13 protein-coding genes are annotated in these 16,545 nt (G+C 65.1%); 8 read left to right on the forward strand and 5 right to left on the reverse strand.

Annotated features, from left to right (window positions below):
• Positions 1-59: 59 nt before the first annotated feature.
• The 5 genes from QFZ88_RS14980 (at position 60) to QFZ88_RS15000 (ending at position 5,282) form a co-directional block, all read left to right on the forward strand.
• Positions 60-1,703 carry an ABC transporter substrate-binding protein gene (locus QFZ88_RS14980; RefSeq protein ID WP_024924317.1) on the forward strand — a complete coding sequence of 548 codons (1,644 nt, stop codon included), beginning with the start codon at positions 60-62 and terminating at the stop codon, positions 1,701-1,703.
• A gap of 78 nt (positions 1,704-1,781) precedes the next feature.
• The gene (locus tag QFZ88_RS14985; protein WP_373426406.1) at positions 1,782-2,786 is read left to right on the forward strand and encodes an ABC transporter permease; all 1,005 of its coding nucleotides are present in this window, start codon (positions 1,782-1,784) and stop codon (positions 2,784-2,786) included.
• Positions 2,783-3,706 (forward strand): nickel transporter permease, encoded by a 924-nt coding sequence (nikC, locus tag QFZ88_RS14990; RefSeq protein ID WP_024924315.1) that lies wholly within the window; start codon positions 2,783-2,785, stop codon positions 3,704-3,706. Before QFZ88_RS14985 ends, nikC begins: the two co-directional genes overlap by 4 nt.
• The gene (locus QFZ88_RS14995; protein WP_024924314.1) at positions 3,703-4,536 is read left to right on the forward strand and encodes an ABC transporter ATP-binding protein; all 834 of its coding nucleotides are present in this window, start codon (positions 3,703-3,705) and stop codon (positions 4,534-4,536) included. The genes nikC and QFZ88_RS14995 overlap by 4 nt, the downstream gene beginning before the upstream one ends.
• Positions 4,533-5,282 (forward strand): ABC transporter ATP-binding protein, encoded by a 750-nt coding sequence (locus QFZ88_RS15000; protein ID WP_024924313.1) that lies wholly within the window; start codon positions 4,533-4,535, stop codon positions 5,280-5,282. Before QFZ88_RS14995 ends, QFZ88_RS15000 begins: the two co-directional genes overlap by 4 nt.
• 36 nt (positions 5,283-5,318) lie before the next feature.
• On the opposite strand, the gene QFZ88_RS15005 is transcribed toward QFZ88_RS15000, so the two are convergent.
• The 3 genes from QFZ88_RS15005 to QFZ88_RS15015 are packed head-to-tail and all read right to left on the reverse strand — an operon-like array spanning position 5,319 to position 10,598.
• Positions 5,319-8,381, reverse strand: coding sequence for an efflux RND transporter permease subunit (locus tag QFZ88_RS15005; RefSeq protein WP_024924312.1), 3,063 nt, complete (start codon positions 8,379-8,381; stop codon positions 5,319-5,321).
• 10 nt (positions 8,382-8,391) lie between these two features.
• Positions 8,392-9,456, reverse strand: a complete 1,065-nt coding sequence (locus QFZ88_RS15010; protein ID WP_024924311.1) for an efflux RND transporter periplasmic adaptor subunit — start codon at positions 9,454-9,456, stop codon at positions 8,392-8,394.
• Positions 9,453-10,598 carry an efflux RND transporter periplasmic adaptor subunit gene (locus tag QFZ88_RS15015; RefSeq protein WP_081766880.1) on the reverse strand — a complete coding sequence of 382 codons (1,146 nt, stop codon included), beginning with the start codon at positions 10,596-10,598 and terminating at the stop codon, positions 9,453-9,455. Before QFZ88_RS15015 ends, QFZ88_RS15010 begins: the two co-directional genes overlap by 4 nt.
• 255 nt (positions 10,599-10,853) lie before the next feature.
• Here QFZ88_RS15015 and QFZ88_RS15020 point away from each other — a divergent pair, with 255 nt between their 5' ends.
• A complete protein-coding gene (locus tag QFZ88_RS15020; protein ID WP_024924309.1) occupies positions 10,854-12,128 on the forward strand; it encodes a 4-aminobutyrate--2-oxoglutarate transaminase in 1,275 nt (424 codons plus the stop codon).
• Positions 12,129-12,225: 97 nt separating this feature from the next.
• Here QFZ88_RS15020 and QFZ88_RS15025 read toward each other — a convergent pair whose 3' ends face one another.
• Positions 12,226-12,852, reverse strand: a complete 627-nt coding sequence (locus QFZ88_RS15025) for a TetR/AcrR family transcriptional regulator (RefSeq protein WP_307418159.1) — start codon at positions 12,850-12,852, stop codon at positions 12,226-12,228.
• A 67-nt stretch (positions 12,853-12,919) separates the two neighbouring features.
• Between QFZ88_RS15025 and QFZ88_RS15030 the strand changes: the two genes are divergently transcribed.
• Positions 12,920-13,450 carry a DinB family protein gene (locus tag QFZ88_RS15030; protein WP_024924307.1) on the forward strand — a complete coding sequence of 177 codons (531 nt, stop codon included), beginning with the start codon at positions 12,920-12,922 and terminating at the stop codon, positions 13,448-13,450.
• 51 nt (positions 13,451-13,501) lie between these two features.
• On the opposite strand, the gene QFZ88_RS15035 is transcribed toward QFZ88_RS15030, so the two are convergent.
• Positions 13,502-14,746, reverse strand: a complete 1,245-nt coding sequence (locus tag QFZ88_RS15035; RefSeq protein WP_024924306.1) for an NAD(P)/FAD-dependent oxidoreductase — start codon at positions 14,744-14,746, stop codon at positions 13,502-13,504.
• 471 nt (positions 14,747-15,217) lie between these two features.
• Between QFZ88_RS15035 and QFZ88_RS15040 the strand changes: the two genes are divergently transcribed.
• Entirely contained in the window at positions 15,218-16,522 is a 1,305-nt protein-coding gene (locus QFZ88_RS15040; RefSeq protein WP_162835304.1) for an imelysin family protein, read from the forward strand.
• Positions 16,523-16,545 lie beyond the last annotated feature (23 nt).

The raw sequence follows: 16,545 nt of genomic DNA on the forward strand, positions 1-16,545 counted from the left end.
GCGCAACGACGTCGCGTCCCGAACGGGGAACCAGGGGCGACGAAAACAAGGATATTCCGATGATGATGCAAACCATTGCTCTGCGTTCGCGCGGCCTGCTGGCTGGCGCCGCCCTTTCCGCACTCGTCTTCGCCGGAGCGCCCGCATGGGCAGACACGCCGCCCGACACGCTGGTCCAGGCCTGGGCGATCGACGACATCATCTCGCTTGATCCCGCCGAAGCCTTCGAGCTTTCCACAGGCGAAATCACCGGCAACACCTACGACATGCTGGTCCGGCTCGACGTCAACGACACCACCAAGGTGGTCGGCGGCATCGCCGAAAGCTGGACCGTTTCGGATGACGGCCTCACCTACACCTTCAAGCTGAAGCCGGGCCTGAAATTCGCTTCCGGCAACCCGATCTCGGCCGCAGACGTCGCCTGGTCGTTCGAGCGCGCCGTCAAGCTGAACAAGAGCCCGGCCTTCATCATCCAGCAGTTCGGCCTCACCGGCGACAACGTCGCTGAAAAGGCCAAGGCGACCGACGCCTCGACCTTTGTCTTCACCGTCGACAAGGGCTATGCGCCGAGCTTCGTGCTCAACTGCCTGACCGCCACGGTGGCGGCGGTGGTCGACAGCAAGCTGGTCAAGGAACATGTGGCTGCCGCGACGCCGACCGCCGAATACAAGTTCGACAACGATTTCGGCAATGCCTGGATGAAGACCGGCTATGCCGGTTCCGGCCCGTTCAAGACGCGCGAATGGCGCGCCAACGAGGTCGTGGTGCTGGAGCGCAACGACAATTATTACGGCACCAAGGCCCATATGGCGCGTGTCATCTATCGCCACGTGAAGGAGAGCGCCGCCCAGCGCCTGCTGCTGGAGAAAGGCGACATTGACGTGGCGCGCAATTTGCAGCCGGGCGACTACAGCTCGGTCGGCAAGAATGCCGATCTCGCCACCATCTCGAAGCCGAAGAGCACGGTCTACTACGTCAGCCTCAACCAGAAGAACCCGAACCTCTCCAAGCCCGAGGTGCGCGAGGCCTTCAAATATCTGATCGACTACGATGCGCTCGGCGACACGCTGCTCAACGGCATCGGCGTCGTCCACCAGGACTTCCTGCCCAAGGGTATCCTGGGTGCCGTGGACGAGAAGCATTATAAGCTGGACGTTGCCAAGGCGAAGGAGCTGTTGGCCAAGGCCGGGCTGAAGGACGGTTTCACCATCACTCTGGACACGCGCAGCGGCCAGCCGGAATCCGGTGTCGCCGAATCGATTCAGCAGACGGCGGCCCAGGCCGGCATCAAGATCGAGCTCGTACCGGAAGACTTCAAGCAGCTGTTGACCCGCTATCGCGCGCGCCAGCACGACATGGCCATCCTGCAGTGGGGCGTCGACTATTGGGATCCGAATTCCAACTCGGAAACCTTCGCCACCAATCCCAACAACGCCGACGATTCGAAGAACAAGACGCTGGCCTGGCGCAATGCCTGGAACGTGCCAGCGGAAATCCAGAAGGAATCGGCGGCCGCGCTCCTGGAACGCGACACCGACAAGCGTATCAAGATGTACGAGGATCTGCAGACCAAGATCCGCGAACAGGGCCCGTTCAACTTCATCTGGCAGCAGACCGAGGTTGCCGGACTGCGCAAGAACGTCCAGGGCCTGAAGCTGGGGCCGACCTTCGACACCAACTTCCTGGCCCCGGTCACCAAGTAACACCCCGGAGCACCCGGTTCCTTGTCGCTCGTCCAGTCTCATGAGCCGGCGCGGAGGCGTAAAAACGCCTCCGCGCTTCTGCTCGCGCTCCTGCGCTTCGTCTTCGTCGCCGCGGTCACCTTCCTCGGGCTGATCGCGGTTACCTTCTTCATCGGCCGCGTCATGCCCATCGATCCCGTCCTGGCGATCGTCGGCGATCGCGCGCCGGCCAGCGTCGTCGCCGCGGCGCGCCAGCAATATGGTTTCGACCTGCCGGTCTGGCAGCAGTTTCTCCTCTATCTGAAGAAGGCGCTGACCGGCGATTTCGGCACTTCCATCCTGTCGACCTATCCGGTCATGCAGGACATCCGCCGCGTTTTCCCGGCCACGCTGGAACTGGCGACGGTCGGCACGGTGATCGGCGTGGCGTTCGGCATTCCGCTCGGCGTGCTCGCCGCCGTCAAGCGCGGCTCCTTCATCGACCAGGCGGTGCGGGTCGTCGGCCTCATCGGCTATTCGATGCCGATTTTCTGGTTGGGCCTGCTCGGTCTGCTGGTCTTCTATGCCCGGCTCGGCTGGGTCGAAGGGCCGGGCCGCATCGGCATCGCCTATGAATACACCTTCACGCCCGTCACCGGGCTCTATCTGCTCGACGCCATAATCCAGCGCGACTGGTCGGCATTCAAGGACATCTTCTCCCACATCATCCTGCCGGCTTCGCTGCTCGGCTATGTTTCCATGGCCTATATCAGCCGCATGACGCGGTCGTTCATGCTGAACGAGCTCTCGCAGGAATATGTCGTCGCCGCCCGCGCCAAGGGCCTGTCGGAAGCGCGCATCATCTGGGGGCATGCCTTGCGCAATTCCGCGGTGCCGCTGGTCACCGTCATCGCCTTGTCCTACGCCACATTGCTCGAGGGCTCGGTGCTGACCGAGACGGTGTTCTCCTGGCCCGGCATCGGCCTTTATTTGACCAATTCGCTGCAGAACGCCGACATGAACGCTGTGCTGGGCGCCACCATCATGATCGGCGCGGTCTTCATCGGCCTCAATCTTCTTTCCGATCTGCTCTACCAGCTGCTCGACCCGAGGACGCGGACATGAATGTGTCGGACACTGCGGCAATGAGCTGGCGCGAATGGCTGCAATCGGAGCGGCCGGCCTCGCGTTCACAGGCGCGGCTCGGCCGCGCCTACATGACCTGGCGGCGTTTTTCCGGCAACGGCCTGGCGATGATCGGACTGCTGATCATCCTGGCGCTGGTGCTGGTCGCGATCCTCGCCGGCGTGCTTGCGCCTTATTCGCCGGTCATCGGTGACCTGCGCTCAGCACTGCAGCCGCCCGGCGCCGCCCATTGGATGGGCACGGACGAACAGGGCCGCGACATCCTCTCGCGCATCATCTACGGCTCGCGGGTGACACTCTACGTCATCGTGCTCGTCGCGCTGATCGCCGCACCCATCGGCCTCCTGGTCGGTACGGTGGCCGGTTATGCCGGCGGCTGGACCGATGCCATCCTGATGCGCATCACCGACATCTTCCTGGCCTTCCCGAAGCTGATCCTGGCGCTGGCTTTCGTGGCGGCACTCGGGCCAGGCATCGAACACGCGATCATCGCGATCGCCATCACCTCCTGGCCGCCTTATGCACGCATTGCCCGCGCCGAGACGCTCACCGTGCGCAACTCCGATTACATCAAGGCGGTCGAGATCATGGGCGCCTCGCCCTTCCGCATCGTGCTGCGCCATGTCATGCCGATGTGCATCTCCTCGCTGATCGTGCGTGTCACGCTCGACATGGCCGGCATCATCATCATCGCTGCCGGCCTTGGCTTCCTCGGCCTCGGTGCACAGCCGCCCTTGCCGGAATGGGGTTCGATGATCGCGTCGGGACGTCGTTTCATTCTCGACCAGTGGTGGGTGGCGGCGATGCCCGGCATGGCCATCCTCATCGTCAGCCTCGGCTTCAATCTCCTGGGTGACGGCCTGCGCGATGCGCTCGATCCAAGGAGTTCGGGCCAATGAGCGCGCTTCTTCACGTCGAGGACCTGAAGGTCCGTTTTCCCACCCGCACCGGCGTCATCGAGGCGGTGCGCGGCGTTTCGTTCTCGCTGGGGCGCGAGCGGCTGGGCATTGTCGGCGAATCCGGCTCGGGCAAGTCGCAGACCGGCCGCGCCATCATGGGGCTGACCGATCCCCGCGCCGAGGTGACGGCCGGCAGGATGGAGTTCGACGGCATCGATCTTCTGTCGTTGCCCCAGCGCGAGCGGCGGGCGTTGCGTGGCCGGCGCGTCGCCATGATCCTGCAGGACCCCAAATATTCGCTCGACCCGGTGATGACCATCGGCCGGCAGATCGTCGAGACGCTGCGCACGCATGAGAAGGTCTCCAAGGCCGAGGCGCGCGAACGCGCGCTCGACATGCTGGCGGCCGTGCAGATCCGCGATCCCAAACGCGTCTTCGACCTGCACCCGCACGAAGTGTCGGGCGGCATGGGCCAGCGCGCCATGATCGCCATGATGCTGGTCGCCGGGCCGGAGCTGATGATCGCCGACGAGCCGACTTCGGCCCTGGACGTCACCGTGCAGCTCGAAGTGCTCGGCATCCTCGACCGGCTGGTGGCGGAGCGCGGCATGGGACTGATCTTCATCTCGCACGATCTGCGCCTGGTCTCCTCCTTCTGCGACCGCGTCGTGGTCATGTATGCCGGCAAGGTGGTCGAGCAATTGCCGGCCTCGGAACTGGCCCGCGCGCAGCATCCCTATACACGTGGCCTGCTCGACTGCATGCCCAAGATCGGCGCTGATCGGCACCCGCTGCCGGTGCTGGCGCGCAAGGCGGAGTGGGCGGCATGACGGCGGCACTCTCCATCGACAAGGTCGAGGTCGTGTTCGACCATTTCCGCGCGCTGAAAGGTGTCAGCGTCGAGGTTCAGCCCGGCGAATCCTTCGGGCTGGTCGGCGAATCCGGTTCGGGCAAGTCGACGCTGCTGCGTGCCATCGCCGGCCTGGCGCCGGTGGCTTCCGGCCGCATCACCGTCAACGGCAAGACGCTCGGCCGCCGCCGCGACCGTGATTTCTATCGCCAGGTGCAGATGGTGTTCCAGGACCCCTACGGCTCGCTGCACCCGCGCCAGACCGTCGATCGCCTTTTGCAGGAGCCGCTTGCCATCCATGGCATCGGCGACGGCGAAAGGCGCATCCAGCGCGCGCTCGACGAGGTCGGCCTCGGTTCCGGTTTCCGCTTCCGTTATTCGCACCAGCTGTCCGGCGGCCAGCGCCAGCGCGTGGCGATCGCCCGCGCCCTGATCCTCGAACCCTCGATCCTGTTGCTCGACGAACCGACCTCGGCGCTCGACGCCTCGGTGCAGGCCGAGGTGTTGAACCTGCTGGAACAGGTGCGCAAGGACCGCAAGCTGACCTTCCTCATGGTTTCGCACGACCTCGCCGTCATCAACCACATGTGCCAGCGCCTCATGGTCATGCAGAATGGCGAGGCGGTCGAACAGCTCACCGCCGCCGACCTCGTCTCGGCCCAGGTCACCCAGGACTACACGCGCCGCCTGCTCAAGGCCTCGGAAGGCTTCGTCAGGGCGGGCTGAGACGGACCCTTACCCTCCCCGACAAGGGGAGGGTAACTAGCTTGCCGCCGCCTCCGCTGCCTTCGGTTCCTTCAGCCGGAACCAGGCGACGTAGAGCGCCGGCAGGAACAGGAGCGTGATCGCCGTGCCGGCGATGATGCCGCCCATCATGGCATAGGCCATCGGCCCCCAGAACACTTCGCGCGCGATCGGGATCAGCGCCAGCGAGGCGGCCGCCGCCGTCAGCGCGATCGGCCGCATTCGGTGCTCGCTGGCCTCGATCACCGCCAGCCAGCGATCCTTGCCCCCGGCGACGAGGTCCTCGATCTGCACGATCAGGATCACCGAATTGCGGATCAGGATGCCGATCAGGGCCAAGACGCCGAGCAACGCGACGAAGCCCATCGGCGAGTTAGACGACAGCAGCGCCACCACCACGCCGATCAGGCCCAGCGGCGCCACCGCCACCACCAGGAACAAGCGCTGGAAGCTCTGCAGCTGGATCATCAGGATCGTGGCCATGACGAACAGCATCAGCGGCACGACGGCGGCGATCGGTCCCTGGCTCTTGGCGCTTTCCTCGACCGAGCCGCCGGTGGCGACGCTATATCCTTGCGGCAGCTTGGCGATGAAGGCATCGACCGTCGGCTTGAGCTCGTTGACGACGGTATCGGGCAGCGCACTGCCGACCAGCCCGGCCCGCACGGTCAGGGTCGGGATGCGATGCCGGCGCCAGATCGTCGGCTGCTCCAGCGCGGTGTCAAAATTGGCGACCGCCGCGAGCGGGATGGATTCGCCGGTGCCCGTCGGCAACTGCATGTTCTTCAGTGTCTCCAGCGAACTCCTCTCCGCCTCGCGCGAGCGCACCACCACATTGACCAGATAGGTGGAATCGCGGACCTGCGTGATGGTGACGCCGCCGACGACGCTGTTGAGTGCCGAGGCGATGTCCTGCGAGGTGATGCCGAGCTGGCGCGCCTTGTCCTGCAGCACGTCCACCTTCAGCACACGCTCCGGCTCGTTCCAGTCGAAGGTCGGCGCGGCAAGCTTCGGATTGGTCGAAATGCGGCCGGCCAGATCCTGCGCCAGGTCGCGCACCTTCTGCACGTCTGGGCCGCTCACCCGGTATTGCACCGGCCGTCCGACCGGAGGCCCGAGCTCCAGCGTCTTGACGAAAGTGTCGGTGCCGACGAACTGCTCGCGCAGCAGCTTGTCGATGGCAGCGTGCACGCGGTTGCGCTCCTCGACACCCTTGGTGACGATGACGGTCTGACCGAAATACGGGTTGGACGGCTGCACGTCATAGGCCAGCACGAAGCGCACCGCGCTCTGCCCGACATAGGAGCTCCAATGGGCGATGTCGGGATTGCCGACCAATGCCAGCTTCTCGAACCGCTCCATCTGTTCGCGCGTCTCGGCGATCGAGCTGTTCTGCGGCAGGTTCCAGTCGACGATCAGCTCCGGCCGGTCGGAGGCCGGGAAGAATTGCTGCTGCACCAAGGTGAGCCCGGCGAGCGAGGTCAGGAAGAGCAGTACGGTCGCGATGATGGTCAGCCAGTAGCGCCGCACCGAAAGCACCAGGGTGCGCCGGAACAGCGCCGTGAAGCGACCGGGCTGGTCGTGGTGTTTCTTCATCGTCGCCGGCAGGAAGGTGACGCCGAGCAGCGGCGCGAACAGCACCGCCACGACCCACGACACCAGCAGCGAAACCGCGATGACCACGAACAGCGTGAAGGTGTACTCACCGGCCGCGCTCGAATTGAGGCCGATGGGGATGAAGCCGGCCACCGTCACCAGCGTGCCGGTGAGCATGGGGAAGGCGGTTGATGTGTAGACATAGGTGGCCGCTTTCTTGAGCGGGTCGCCCACCTCCAGCCGCGCCACCATCATCTCCACCGCGATCATGGCGTCGTCCACCAAAAGGCCGAGCGCGATGATCAGCGCGCCCAGCGACACGCGCTGCAGCGAGATGCCGAGATAGGTCATGAACAGGAAGGTGATGGCCAGCACCAGCGGGATCGACAGCGCCACGACGAAACCGGCACGCAGGCCAAGGCTGATGAAGGAAACCGCAAGCACGATGGCCACCGCCTCGAACAGCGCCCGCGTGAAACCGGATACCGCTTCCTCAACGATGAGCGGCTGGTCGGCGACAAGATGCACGCCGACGCCAACCGGCAGTTCGCCCTTCACCTCCTCCATCTTGTGGTCCAGCGCCTTGCCGAATTCCAACAGGTTGGCGTTGGGTTTCATGCCGACGGCAAGTCCGATGGCGTCCTGGCCGTTAAAGCGGAACAGCGAGGCGGGCGGATCGGTGTAGCCGCGCGTGATGGTGGCGACGTCGCTCAACCTGAAGAAACGGTTGTTGACCCTGAGATTGATGGCGCGAAGGCTGTCTTCGGAGGCGAACTGGCCGGTGACGCGCACGCTGACCTGCTCCGGTCCCGACTGGATGACGCCGGAGGGCGCGATGGCATTCTGCGCCTGCAGCGAGGCGATGATCTGCTGCTGGTTGAGGCCGAGCGCGGCGATCTGGCGCGTCGAGAATTCGAGATAGATCGCCTCGTCGCGCGCGCCGATCAAGTCGACCTTGCCGGCATTGGGCACGGTCAGCACTTCGGCGCGCACGTTCTCGACATAGTCGCGCAGCTGGCGGGGCGTCAGGCCGTCGGCGGTGAAGGCGTAGATGTTGCCGTACACGTCACCGAACCGGTCGTTGTAGAACGGGCCCTGTACGCCTTGCGGGAATTGCGGCTTGATGTCCTCGATCATGTTGCGGACCTGCAGCCAGGTCGGCACCACGTCGCGCGCCTTGGTGTTGTCTTTCAAATTGACGAAGACGATGGTGCGGCCCGCCGTTGTCACCGAGCGGGTAAAATCGAGCTTGTCGAGTTCCTCGAGCTTCTTCTCGATGCGGTCGGTGACCTGCTTGGCCTGCTCGTCCACGGAGGCGCCCGGCCAGTTGGCCTGGATCAGCATCGTCTTGATGGTGAAGGAGGGGTCTTCCTCGCGGCCGAGATTGATATAGGCGTAGACGCCGGCCACGATGAAGACCAGCATGAAATACCAGACCAGCGAGCGGTGCTCGAGTGCCCAGTCGGACAGGTTGAAACCCTTCACGCGGCCGCTCCTACGGTAGCTTGATCTTCTGGCCGGGCGTCAGGCTGTGGACGCCGGCCGTGACGACGCGGGCACCGGCATCCAGCCCGCTCGCCACGGTGAAAGTGGTGCCGCTGCGGGCGGCGACCTGCACGTCATGCGTGGCGACCGTCGCTGTCTTTTCGTCGACGATCCAGACCTGCGTCTTGCCGTCCTGTTCCAGCAGCGCCGAAAGCGGCAACTCGATTGCCGGCTTGACCGAGGTCGAACGGGTCACTGTCACCGTAGAACCGAGGCGGAAGGCGGAAGGCGGATCGATCAGTGATAGCCGCACGCGGCGCGTACGTGTGGTTTCGTCGGATTGCGGTGCCATCTCGCGCAGCCGGCCCTCAGTCTTGATCGAGGGCAGCGATTGCAGCGACACCGCGAACGGCGCCTGTTCCGTCAGGTCGCCGGTCAGCCAGTCGGGGATGTCCACCACGGCTTCGCGGGTGTCGGCGCGCGCCACCGTCACCACCATCTGCCCGGGCGAAACGGTCTGGCCGACCTCGGCGCCGACCGCCGTCACCACGCCGTCGAAATCGGAAAACAGACGAGCATAGCCGAGCTGTTCCTCGGATTTGGCGAGCGCGGCCTTGGCGCGCTCCAGATTGGCGCCGGCCGATTGCTGCGCCTGACGGGCGCTGTCATAGACGGCCTGCGAGACGTTCTTCGAGGCCAGCAACTGGCCGATGCGTTGCTCGCTGGCGTCGGCGTTGGCGGCCTGCGCCTCGGCGTTGGACAATTCGGCTTTCGCCGCCTGAACGGCGAGATCGAGCGCCGTCGGGTCGAGCGCGGCCAGCGTCGTGCCCTTGGTCACCGTGTCGCCGACATTGACGTCGCGGGCGACGATGCGGCCGAGCAGGCGGAAGGAGAGGGCGGCGCTGTAACGCGGCTCGACCGTGCCGGCGAAGCCATAGGTTTCGGTAGCGCGCGGCTGCACCGTCACCGACAGCACCGGCCGCACGATTTCGGCGGCCTTGTCGCCACTTTCCTGCGAACAGCCGGAAAGCAGGGCAGCAATCGGCATGGCGGCAATCAGCAGGGCACGGGTCATGGCTTGGCCTCCGTGGTCTCGACCACAAGGCCTGGGCTGAGCAGCTGCCCGCCGGAGGTGACGACCGTCTGGCCGGCCGTCAGCCCGTCGGCGATGGCGACCGACGCGGTGTCGTAGCCCATCACGGCGACCGGCGCGATCGCGACAGCCTTGCTGGCCGGGTCGACGACCCACACCGCGGGCTTGCCGTTGGCGGAGGTAAGCGCCTGCCAGGGCAGCACCACGGCCTTGCCGTGCTTGCCGGTGACGCTGCCGACGACCGCTGCCCCCAGCGGCATGGCCGCCGGAGTGGCGGGAAGGGCCACCTTGACGCGCACCGAGCCGGAGGCCGGGTCGACCACCGGCGCGATCTCGCGCACCGTGCCTTGCGCCGTCACCTTGGGGTCGGCCAGCAGCGCCACCGCGACCGGCGGCGGCGTCGAGCCATGCACGCCGGCGACCAGCGTTTCCTGAACGTTGAAGACCGCGTCGCGGTCGCCGTCCTCGGCCACGGTGAAGACGGTCTGCGCCGCCTGCACCACCTGTCCGGCCTCGACCTGTCTGGCCGTGATGATGCCGGGCGCACCGGCGCGCAGTTCGGTGAAGGAGAGATTTTCCTTGGCGTTGGCCAGCGCGCTGCCGGCCGCCTCGACGCTGCCCTGCGCCACCTTCAGCGCCTGGTCGGCCTGGTCATAGTCGCGCCGGGTCGTGAAGCCTTGCGAAAGTAGGGCCTTCTGGCGGTCGAACGCGGCGGCGGCCTGGGTGGACTGTGCCTGCGCGGCATCAAGGTTGGCCTGTGCGGTCCTGAGGTCCGATTCCTGCTCCTGCGGGTCGATGCGGGCCAGCACCTGGTCCGTGTCGACATGCTGGCCGACCTCGACCAGCCGCTCGGCCACGCGGCCGCCGACGCGGAAGGAAAGGTTGTTCAGCGTGCGCGCGGTGATCACGCCGGTCAGCGAGACGCTGTCGGCATAATCGGTGATTTCGGCCTGCTGGGTACCGACCAGCACCGGCAGCTTCGGCGCCGCCGCCGCGTCCTTGCGCTGGCAGCCGGAAACGAGAGCGGCGAGCGTGGCTATGGCGAGGACGGCGGTGACGGGACGCAATTGGAACGAGAGGCGTGCCGCCTTGAATCTCGACGGGACCGATCGTCGTGTTTTCATGGTCAAGGCACCCCCGGGACCGGTCGTCACCTTGATGTGACGCAATACCACTATCAGGCAGGATATCGTGCTGCTCGGAATTTGAAATAGGTCATTGATTCCGTACCGATCGGCGAGGTCGAATCGTGCGGTTGCGGCTTGCGCAGGCCCAACGGCTTGGGCCAAGCTGTCGGCTTGAGCTGGGCACGAAATAAAGCCAGAAGGCTAGGCGACAGAACCGGTTGTGAGGGCAAGGCCCTTGAGGAGAAAAGCACGATGAGCAACGCGACCATTTCCGCCCGCAAGAACGCCGCCATTTCGCGCGGCGTCGGCATGACCACGCAGATCTATGCCGAGCGTGCCGAGAATTCCGAAATCTGGGACGTCGAGGGCCGCCGCTACATCGATTTCGCCTCCGGCATCGCCGTGGTCAACACCGGCCACCGTCACCCCAAGGTGATCGAGGCGGTGAAGGCGCAGCTCGACCATTTCACCCACACCTGCCACCAGGTCGTGCCCTATGAGAACTATGTGCGGCTGGCCGAGCGCCTGAACGGCCTGCTGCCGGGCAAGTTCGACAAGAAGACGATCTTCGCCACCACCGGCGCCGAAGCCGTCGAGAACGCCGTCAAGATCGCCCGCCACGCCACCGGCCGCCAGGCCGTGATCGCCTTCACCGGCGCCTTCCACGGTCGTACCTTCATGGGCATGGCACTGACCGGCAAGGTGCAGCCCTACAAGGCCGGCTTCGGCGCGATGCCTGGCGACGTCTTCCACGTGCCGTTCCCGGTCGCGCTGCATGGCGTAACGGTGGCCGATTCGCTGGCCGCGCTCGACAAGCTGTTCAAGGCCGATGTCGACCCGGCCCGCGTCGCCGCCATTATCGTCGAACCCGTGCAGGGCGAGGGCGGTTTCTACGAGGCGCCGCGCGACTTCGTCTCGGCGCTGCGCAAGATCTGCGACCAGCACGGCATCCTGCTCATCGCCGACGAGGTGCAGACTGGCTTTGCCCGCACCGGCAAGATGTTCGCCATGGAGCATCATGACGCTGCCCCCGACCTCACCACCATGGCCAAGAGCCTGGCCGGCGGCTTCCCGCTTTCGGCCGTCACCGGCCGCGCCGAACTGATGGATTCGCCGAACCCCGGCGGTCTCGGCGGTACCTATGCCGGCAATCCGCTCGGCGTCGCCGCCGCCAATGCGGTGCTGGACGTGATCGAGGAAGAGAAGCTGAACGATCGCGCCAATGCACTGGGTTCGCGCCTGAAGCAGCGGCTGGAAGCACTGCGCGACGACGTGCCGGAGATCATCGACATTCGTGGCCCCGGCTTCATGAACGCCGTCGAGTTCAACGACGTGAGGACCAAGATGCCGTCGGCGGAGTTCGCCAACAATGTCCGGCTGAAGGCGCTGGACAAGGGCCTGATCCTGCTCACCTGCGGTGTCTATGGCAACGTCATCCGCTTCCTGGCGCCAATCACCATCCAGGACAATGTGATGACCGAGGCGCTCGACATCCTCGAAAGCTCGATCCGCGCCGCCAGGGCCTGATTTCCTCGCCGGATCGAGGACAGGATTGCTCCCCGGCATCGCGCGCGATGCCGGGGAGATTGCGTTTCAAGAACCGTTTCCGGCTTGCCGGCCGGTTTCAGCGGTCCGAAGCAGCCAGATAGGTGCACAGCAGCCGCACCAGCTCCTGCTTCAGCTCCACCGAGCCCAGCATGCCGCGTCGCGCCGCATTGTGGATCACGCCGTCCATGACATCCGAAAGGATCATGGCCATGACCCGGTTGCTCGCGCCTTCAGCGCTCGCCCGGTAGGCCTCCACCGCCGCGGCGTAGTGGCCGATATACTCCGCCTCGAATGCACTGTGCGGATCGCGGGTCGCGTCGAAACTCGGCGCTTCGTCGAGCAGCACCCGGTGCAGCCCGGGATTGAGGCTGTGCGCCGCAAACATGTCACGCACGAGATCGTCGACGAAACGCTCGACCGATTTTTGGCCCTCGCCCGAGCGCCGCATGATTGCGAGGCAGTCATCGAGATGCCGCCGCCTTATGGCCTCGATCAGCGAAAGCTTGTCCGGAAAATACTGGTACAGCGAACCGACGCTGACGCCGGCCGCCTCGGCAACCTTGTTGGTCGTGAACTCGGCCCAGCCATGTTCGCTCAGAATGCGAGCACCGGCTTCGACGATCGCCTCGACCGTCACCCGTGAGCGTGCCTGCCGTGGCGCCTTGCGCATGACCGCGCGCGATTTGGCAATGCGAGTAGACAAAAACGCGGCTCCCGGCGGAATATGAACACGTTACTCACATTCCACTGCAAGCGAAAGGAACCTCGTCATGAGCGGGTTGCTGCGGACTCTGTTCGGCTATCAGGCCTGGGCGAATGAAGACTTGTTCGACAAGCTCGGTGAACTCGATCCGGAACGGTATCGGACCGAATTGGCGAAAGCGGCGAAACTGATCGACCATTCACATGTCGTGGCCCGCATCTTCGCCGCCCATCTCACCGATGCCCGTCATGGCTATATGTCGGATGCGAGCGAGGAGACGCCGACGCTGCAGGAACTGCGCGCAGCCGTCGCGGCTTCGGACCACTGGTATGTCGATTATGTCGCGGGCGTCTCGCCGGCGTCGCTGGACGAGCGGCTAGCCTTCGTCTTCACCGACGGCGACAAGGGCTGCATGTCGCGCGAAGAGATGCTTGGTCATGTGATCTTGCATGGCGGTTATCACCGCGGTGAGGTCGGACGCATCCTTTCCCAACTTTCCATCACGCCGCCGTGGGACACGCTCGCCGTCCATCTCCATCGTTCCGAGCCGTCGCGCCGGCGGCAGGCCGGGCGACCGGTGCTGGCCGGTGCCGACTGATTATGGATAGCATCGAGACAAGCGAGGCCTTTGGCCCGGCAATGAAGTGACTTAGGCGGCCGGCTCGCTTTGCTGGAAGGCCGCCAGCGCCGCTTTCATCGCGTCGGGGCCGCCTGCCACTTCGTCCGGTGTTGGCGAGAAACCGGCGCCCAGCATCTTGCGGCCGAGCATGTGGTCGCCCGGGCGATTGACCGACTCGATCGCGATCAGCCGGCCATTCGCATAGTGGTAGACGGAGAACTTGTTTTCGGCGGCGTCGCCCAGCACGACGCACTGGTCGGAGCCGCCGGTCAGACCGACCATCTGCAGCTTCATGTCACCGATGTCGGACCAGAACCACGGCACCGCCGCATAGGCATCCGCGTGGCCGAGGATGGTACGCGCAGCGAGCTTGGCCTGGTCGGTGGCGTTCTGCACCGATTCCAGCCGGACGTCGCCGCCGGTCGCCCAATGGCGGTAGTTGGCGACGTCGCCGATGGCCAGCACCTCGGGCACCGAGCTGCGCATATGCTGGTCGATGCGAATACCGTTGCCGGTCACAATACCTGCAGCCTCCGCCAGCTCGACATTGGGCACCACGCCGACGCCGATGATGACGAGCTGCGCCGGCAGCCGTTCGCCGGTCGAAGTGACGGCGGCGGCGACGCGGCCGTTGTCGCCCTCCAGTCTGGAAACCGTCGTCCCGGTCAGGATGCGAACGCCGCCACCGACCAGCCTGTCATGGACATGGCCGGCGATGACCGGGGCGATGGCGCGGCCGAGCACGCGGTCGGCGGCCTCCATCACGGTCACCTTGCGCCCGCCGGCGGCAAGGGTCGCGGCGATCTCCAGCCCGATGAAGCCACCGCCGAGGATGACGACGTCGCTGGCCGAAGCGCTGAGGTCGCGGATGGCGCGCGCATCGTCCAGCGAGCGCAGCGAAACGACGCCGGCAAGGTCGGCGCCGGGCAAGGGCAATGGCCGCGGCCGCGAGCCGGTGGCCAGGATCAGCCGGTCGAAGGGCAGCGCATCACCGCCGGCAATGTCGAGCCGGCGCTGGCTAAGATCGATGCGCTCGACGCGGATGCCGGGGCGGAAATCGATGTTATGGCCGGAAAAGAAGGTGTCGCCGCGCAGCGGCTGCGGCTTGGCCTCGCCGTCCTTGATGAAGGTCTTCGACAGCGGCGGCTTGTGATAAGGCCAGTCCTTCTCGTCGCCGACCAGCACGACCGGGCCTTCGTAGCCCTCCTCGCGCAGGCTGGCCGCGGCCTGCACGCCGGCATGGCCCGCCCCGACAATGACCACTCCATTCTTCATCGCAACCCGCCTTCGCTCCGATCCTATGGCTTGCCGGCAGGTGGCGATTGTCCACTTCCGCCGCAAGAGGCCATGCCGGGGTCGCACCCTGGACAGCGGCTTGTCAATGTGGGCGCCGCCGCGGTCGTCAGGACGTAAACTTGATCGTTCTAGTTTAGAATAATTCTAAACTATTGTTTTGATTGGATTTATTGTCGATTTGCATTGACTTTTGCCAGTTCCGTCGGTTTATGGAGGCTCGCGCGTCGAGCGCATTCCTTTGATGTCTGGGCCTTGAACCCGTTCGATTGGAGGCATTCCGGTGGTTTTTCAGCGCGCGCCGCGCCTTTCGGCGATCTTTCGGTCGGTTTCCTGCGACAGGCGTCGCAGCGTCCGCGCGACCTTCTCACACAGTTTGCATCGTCTGTCGGCTGGGCTTTCCTGCTCGCGCCGGGCGGTTATTCGTTGATAGTCCCGAGGGAGACGATTGAAATGAAGAATACGAAGCTGACGGTGCGCTATGGCGGCAAGCTGGCCGCGGTCGCCGCCACGCTGGCGCTGACCACGGCTATTTTTGCGTTGCCAGCCAAGGCCGAGACCGACCCGAAGGCGGTGCTCAAGACCTATTCCGACATCGCGCTGGCCAAATACGAGGACTCGCTGACCACGGCCAAGACGCTCGATACCGCCGTCGAAGCGCTGATCGCGAAGCCCTCGCAGGAAACGCTGAATGCCGCGCGCGACGCCTGGAAGGCCGCTCGCGTGCCCTATCAGCAGACCGAGGTCTACCGCTTCGGCAACCCGATCGTCGATGCCTGGGAAGGCCGCGTCAATTCCTGGCCGCTGGACGAAGGCCTGATCGACTATGTCGCAGCAAGCTACGGCACGCAGTCGGACACCAACGCGCTCTACACGGCCAATGTCATCGCCAACAAGTCGATCGAGATCAACGGCAAGAAGGTCGATGCTTCCAAGCTGTCGCCCGAGTTCCTGTCCAGCACGCTGCAGGAAGCCGGCGGCATCGAGGCCAACGTCGCCACCGGCTATCATGCCGTCGAATTCCTGCTCTGGGGTCAGGACTTGAATGGCACCGGCCCCGGTGCCGGCAACCGCCCGTTCACTGATTACGACATCAAGAACTGCACCGGTGGAAACTGCGACCGCCGCGCCGAATATCTGAAGTCGGCTTCCGGCCTTATCGTCTCGGATCTGGAAGAGATGGTCGGCAACTGGAAGGAAGGCGGCGCGGCGCGCAAGACCCTCGTCGAAGGCGATCCCAAGGCCGGCGTTTCGGCGATCCTGACCGGAATGGGTTCGCTGTCCTACGGTGAAATGGCCGGGCAGCGCATGAAGCTCGGCCTGTTGCTGCACGATCCGGAAGAAGAACACGACTGCTTCTCGGACAACACCCACAACTCGCATCTCTATGACGCGATCGGTATCCGCGACGCCTATCGGGCGCAGTACAAGCGCCTCGACGGTTCGACCGTCTCCGGCCCGTCGGTCTCCGACATGGTCAAGGCAGCCGACCCGGCGCTCGACAAGGAACTCGCCGGCAAGCTCGACACCAGTGTCGCCAAGATGGAAGCCATCAAGGCGCGCGCCGAGGCAGGCGAGGCCTACGACCAGCAGATCGGCGAAGGCAACACCGAAGGCAACGCCACCGTGCAAGCGGCGATCGACGCGCTGGTCGACCAGACCAAGTCGATCGAACGCGTGGTGGCGACGTTGAAGCTCGATGCCATCGCCTTCGAAGGCTCCGCCAGCCTCGATTCGCCCGACAAGGTGTTCAAGTAGGAAGACGGCGCCCGCCGTCGCGG

It is taken from the genome of Mesorhizobium sp. YL-MeA3-2017 (genome assembly GCF_030814575.1).
Lineage (GTDB): Bacteria > Pseudomonadota > Alphaproteobacteria > Rhizobiales > Rhizobiaceae > Mesorhizobium > Mesorhizobium terrae.

Coding starts and splice junctions, on each gene's coding strand:
- QFZ88_RS15000 (WP_024924313.1), top strand. CDS start 4,533: ATGACGGCGGCACTCTCCATCGACAAGGTCGAGGTCGTGTTCGACCAT.
- nikC (WP_024924315.1), top strand. CDS start 2,783: ATGAATGTGTCGGACACTGCGGCAATGAGCTGGCGCGAATGGCTGCAA.
- QFZ88_RS15030 (WP_024924307.1), top strand. CDS start 12,920: ATGAGCGGGTTGCTGCGGACTCTGTTCGGCTATCAGGCCTGGGCGAAT.
- QFZ88_RS15040 (WP_162835304.1), top strand. CDS start 15,218: ATGAAGAATACGAAGCTGACGGTGCGCTATGGCGGCAAGCTGGCCGCG.
- QFZ88_RS14995 (WP_024924314.1), top strand. CDS start 3,703: ATGAGCGCGCTTCTTCACGTCGAGGACCTGAAGGTCCGTTTTCCCACC.
- QFZ88_RS15015 (WP_081766880.1), bottom strand. CDS start 10,598: ATGAAAACACGACGATCGGTCCCGTCGAGATTCAAGGCGGCACGCCTC.
- QFZ88_RS14980 (WP_024924317.1), top strand. CDS start 60: ATGATGATGCAAACCATTGCTCTGCGTTCGCGCGGCCTGCTGGCTGGC.
- QFZ88_RS15010 (WP_024924311.1), bottom strand. CDS start 9,456: ATGACCCGTGCCCTGCTGATTGCCGCCATGCCGATTGCTGCCCTGCTT.
- QFZ88_RS15035 (WP_024924306.1), bottom strand. CDS start 14,746: ATGAAGAATGGAGTGGTCATTGTCGGGGCGGGCCATGCCGGCGTGCAG.
- QFZ88_RS15020 (WP_024924309.1), top strand. CDS start 10,854: ATGAGCAACGCGACCATTTCCGCCCGCAAGAACGCCGCCATTTCGCGC.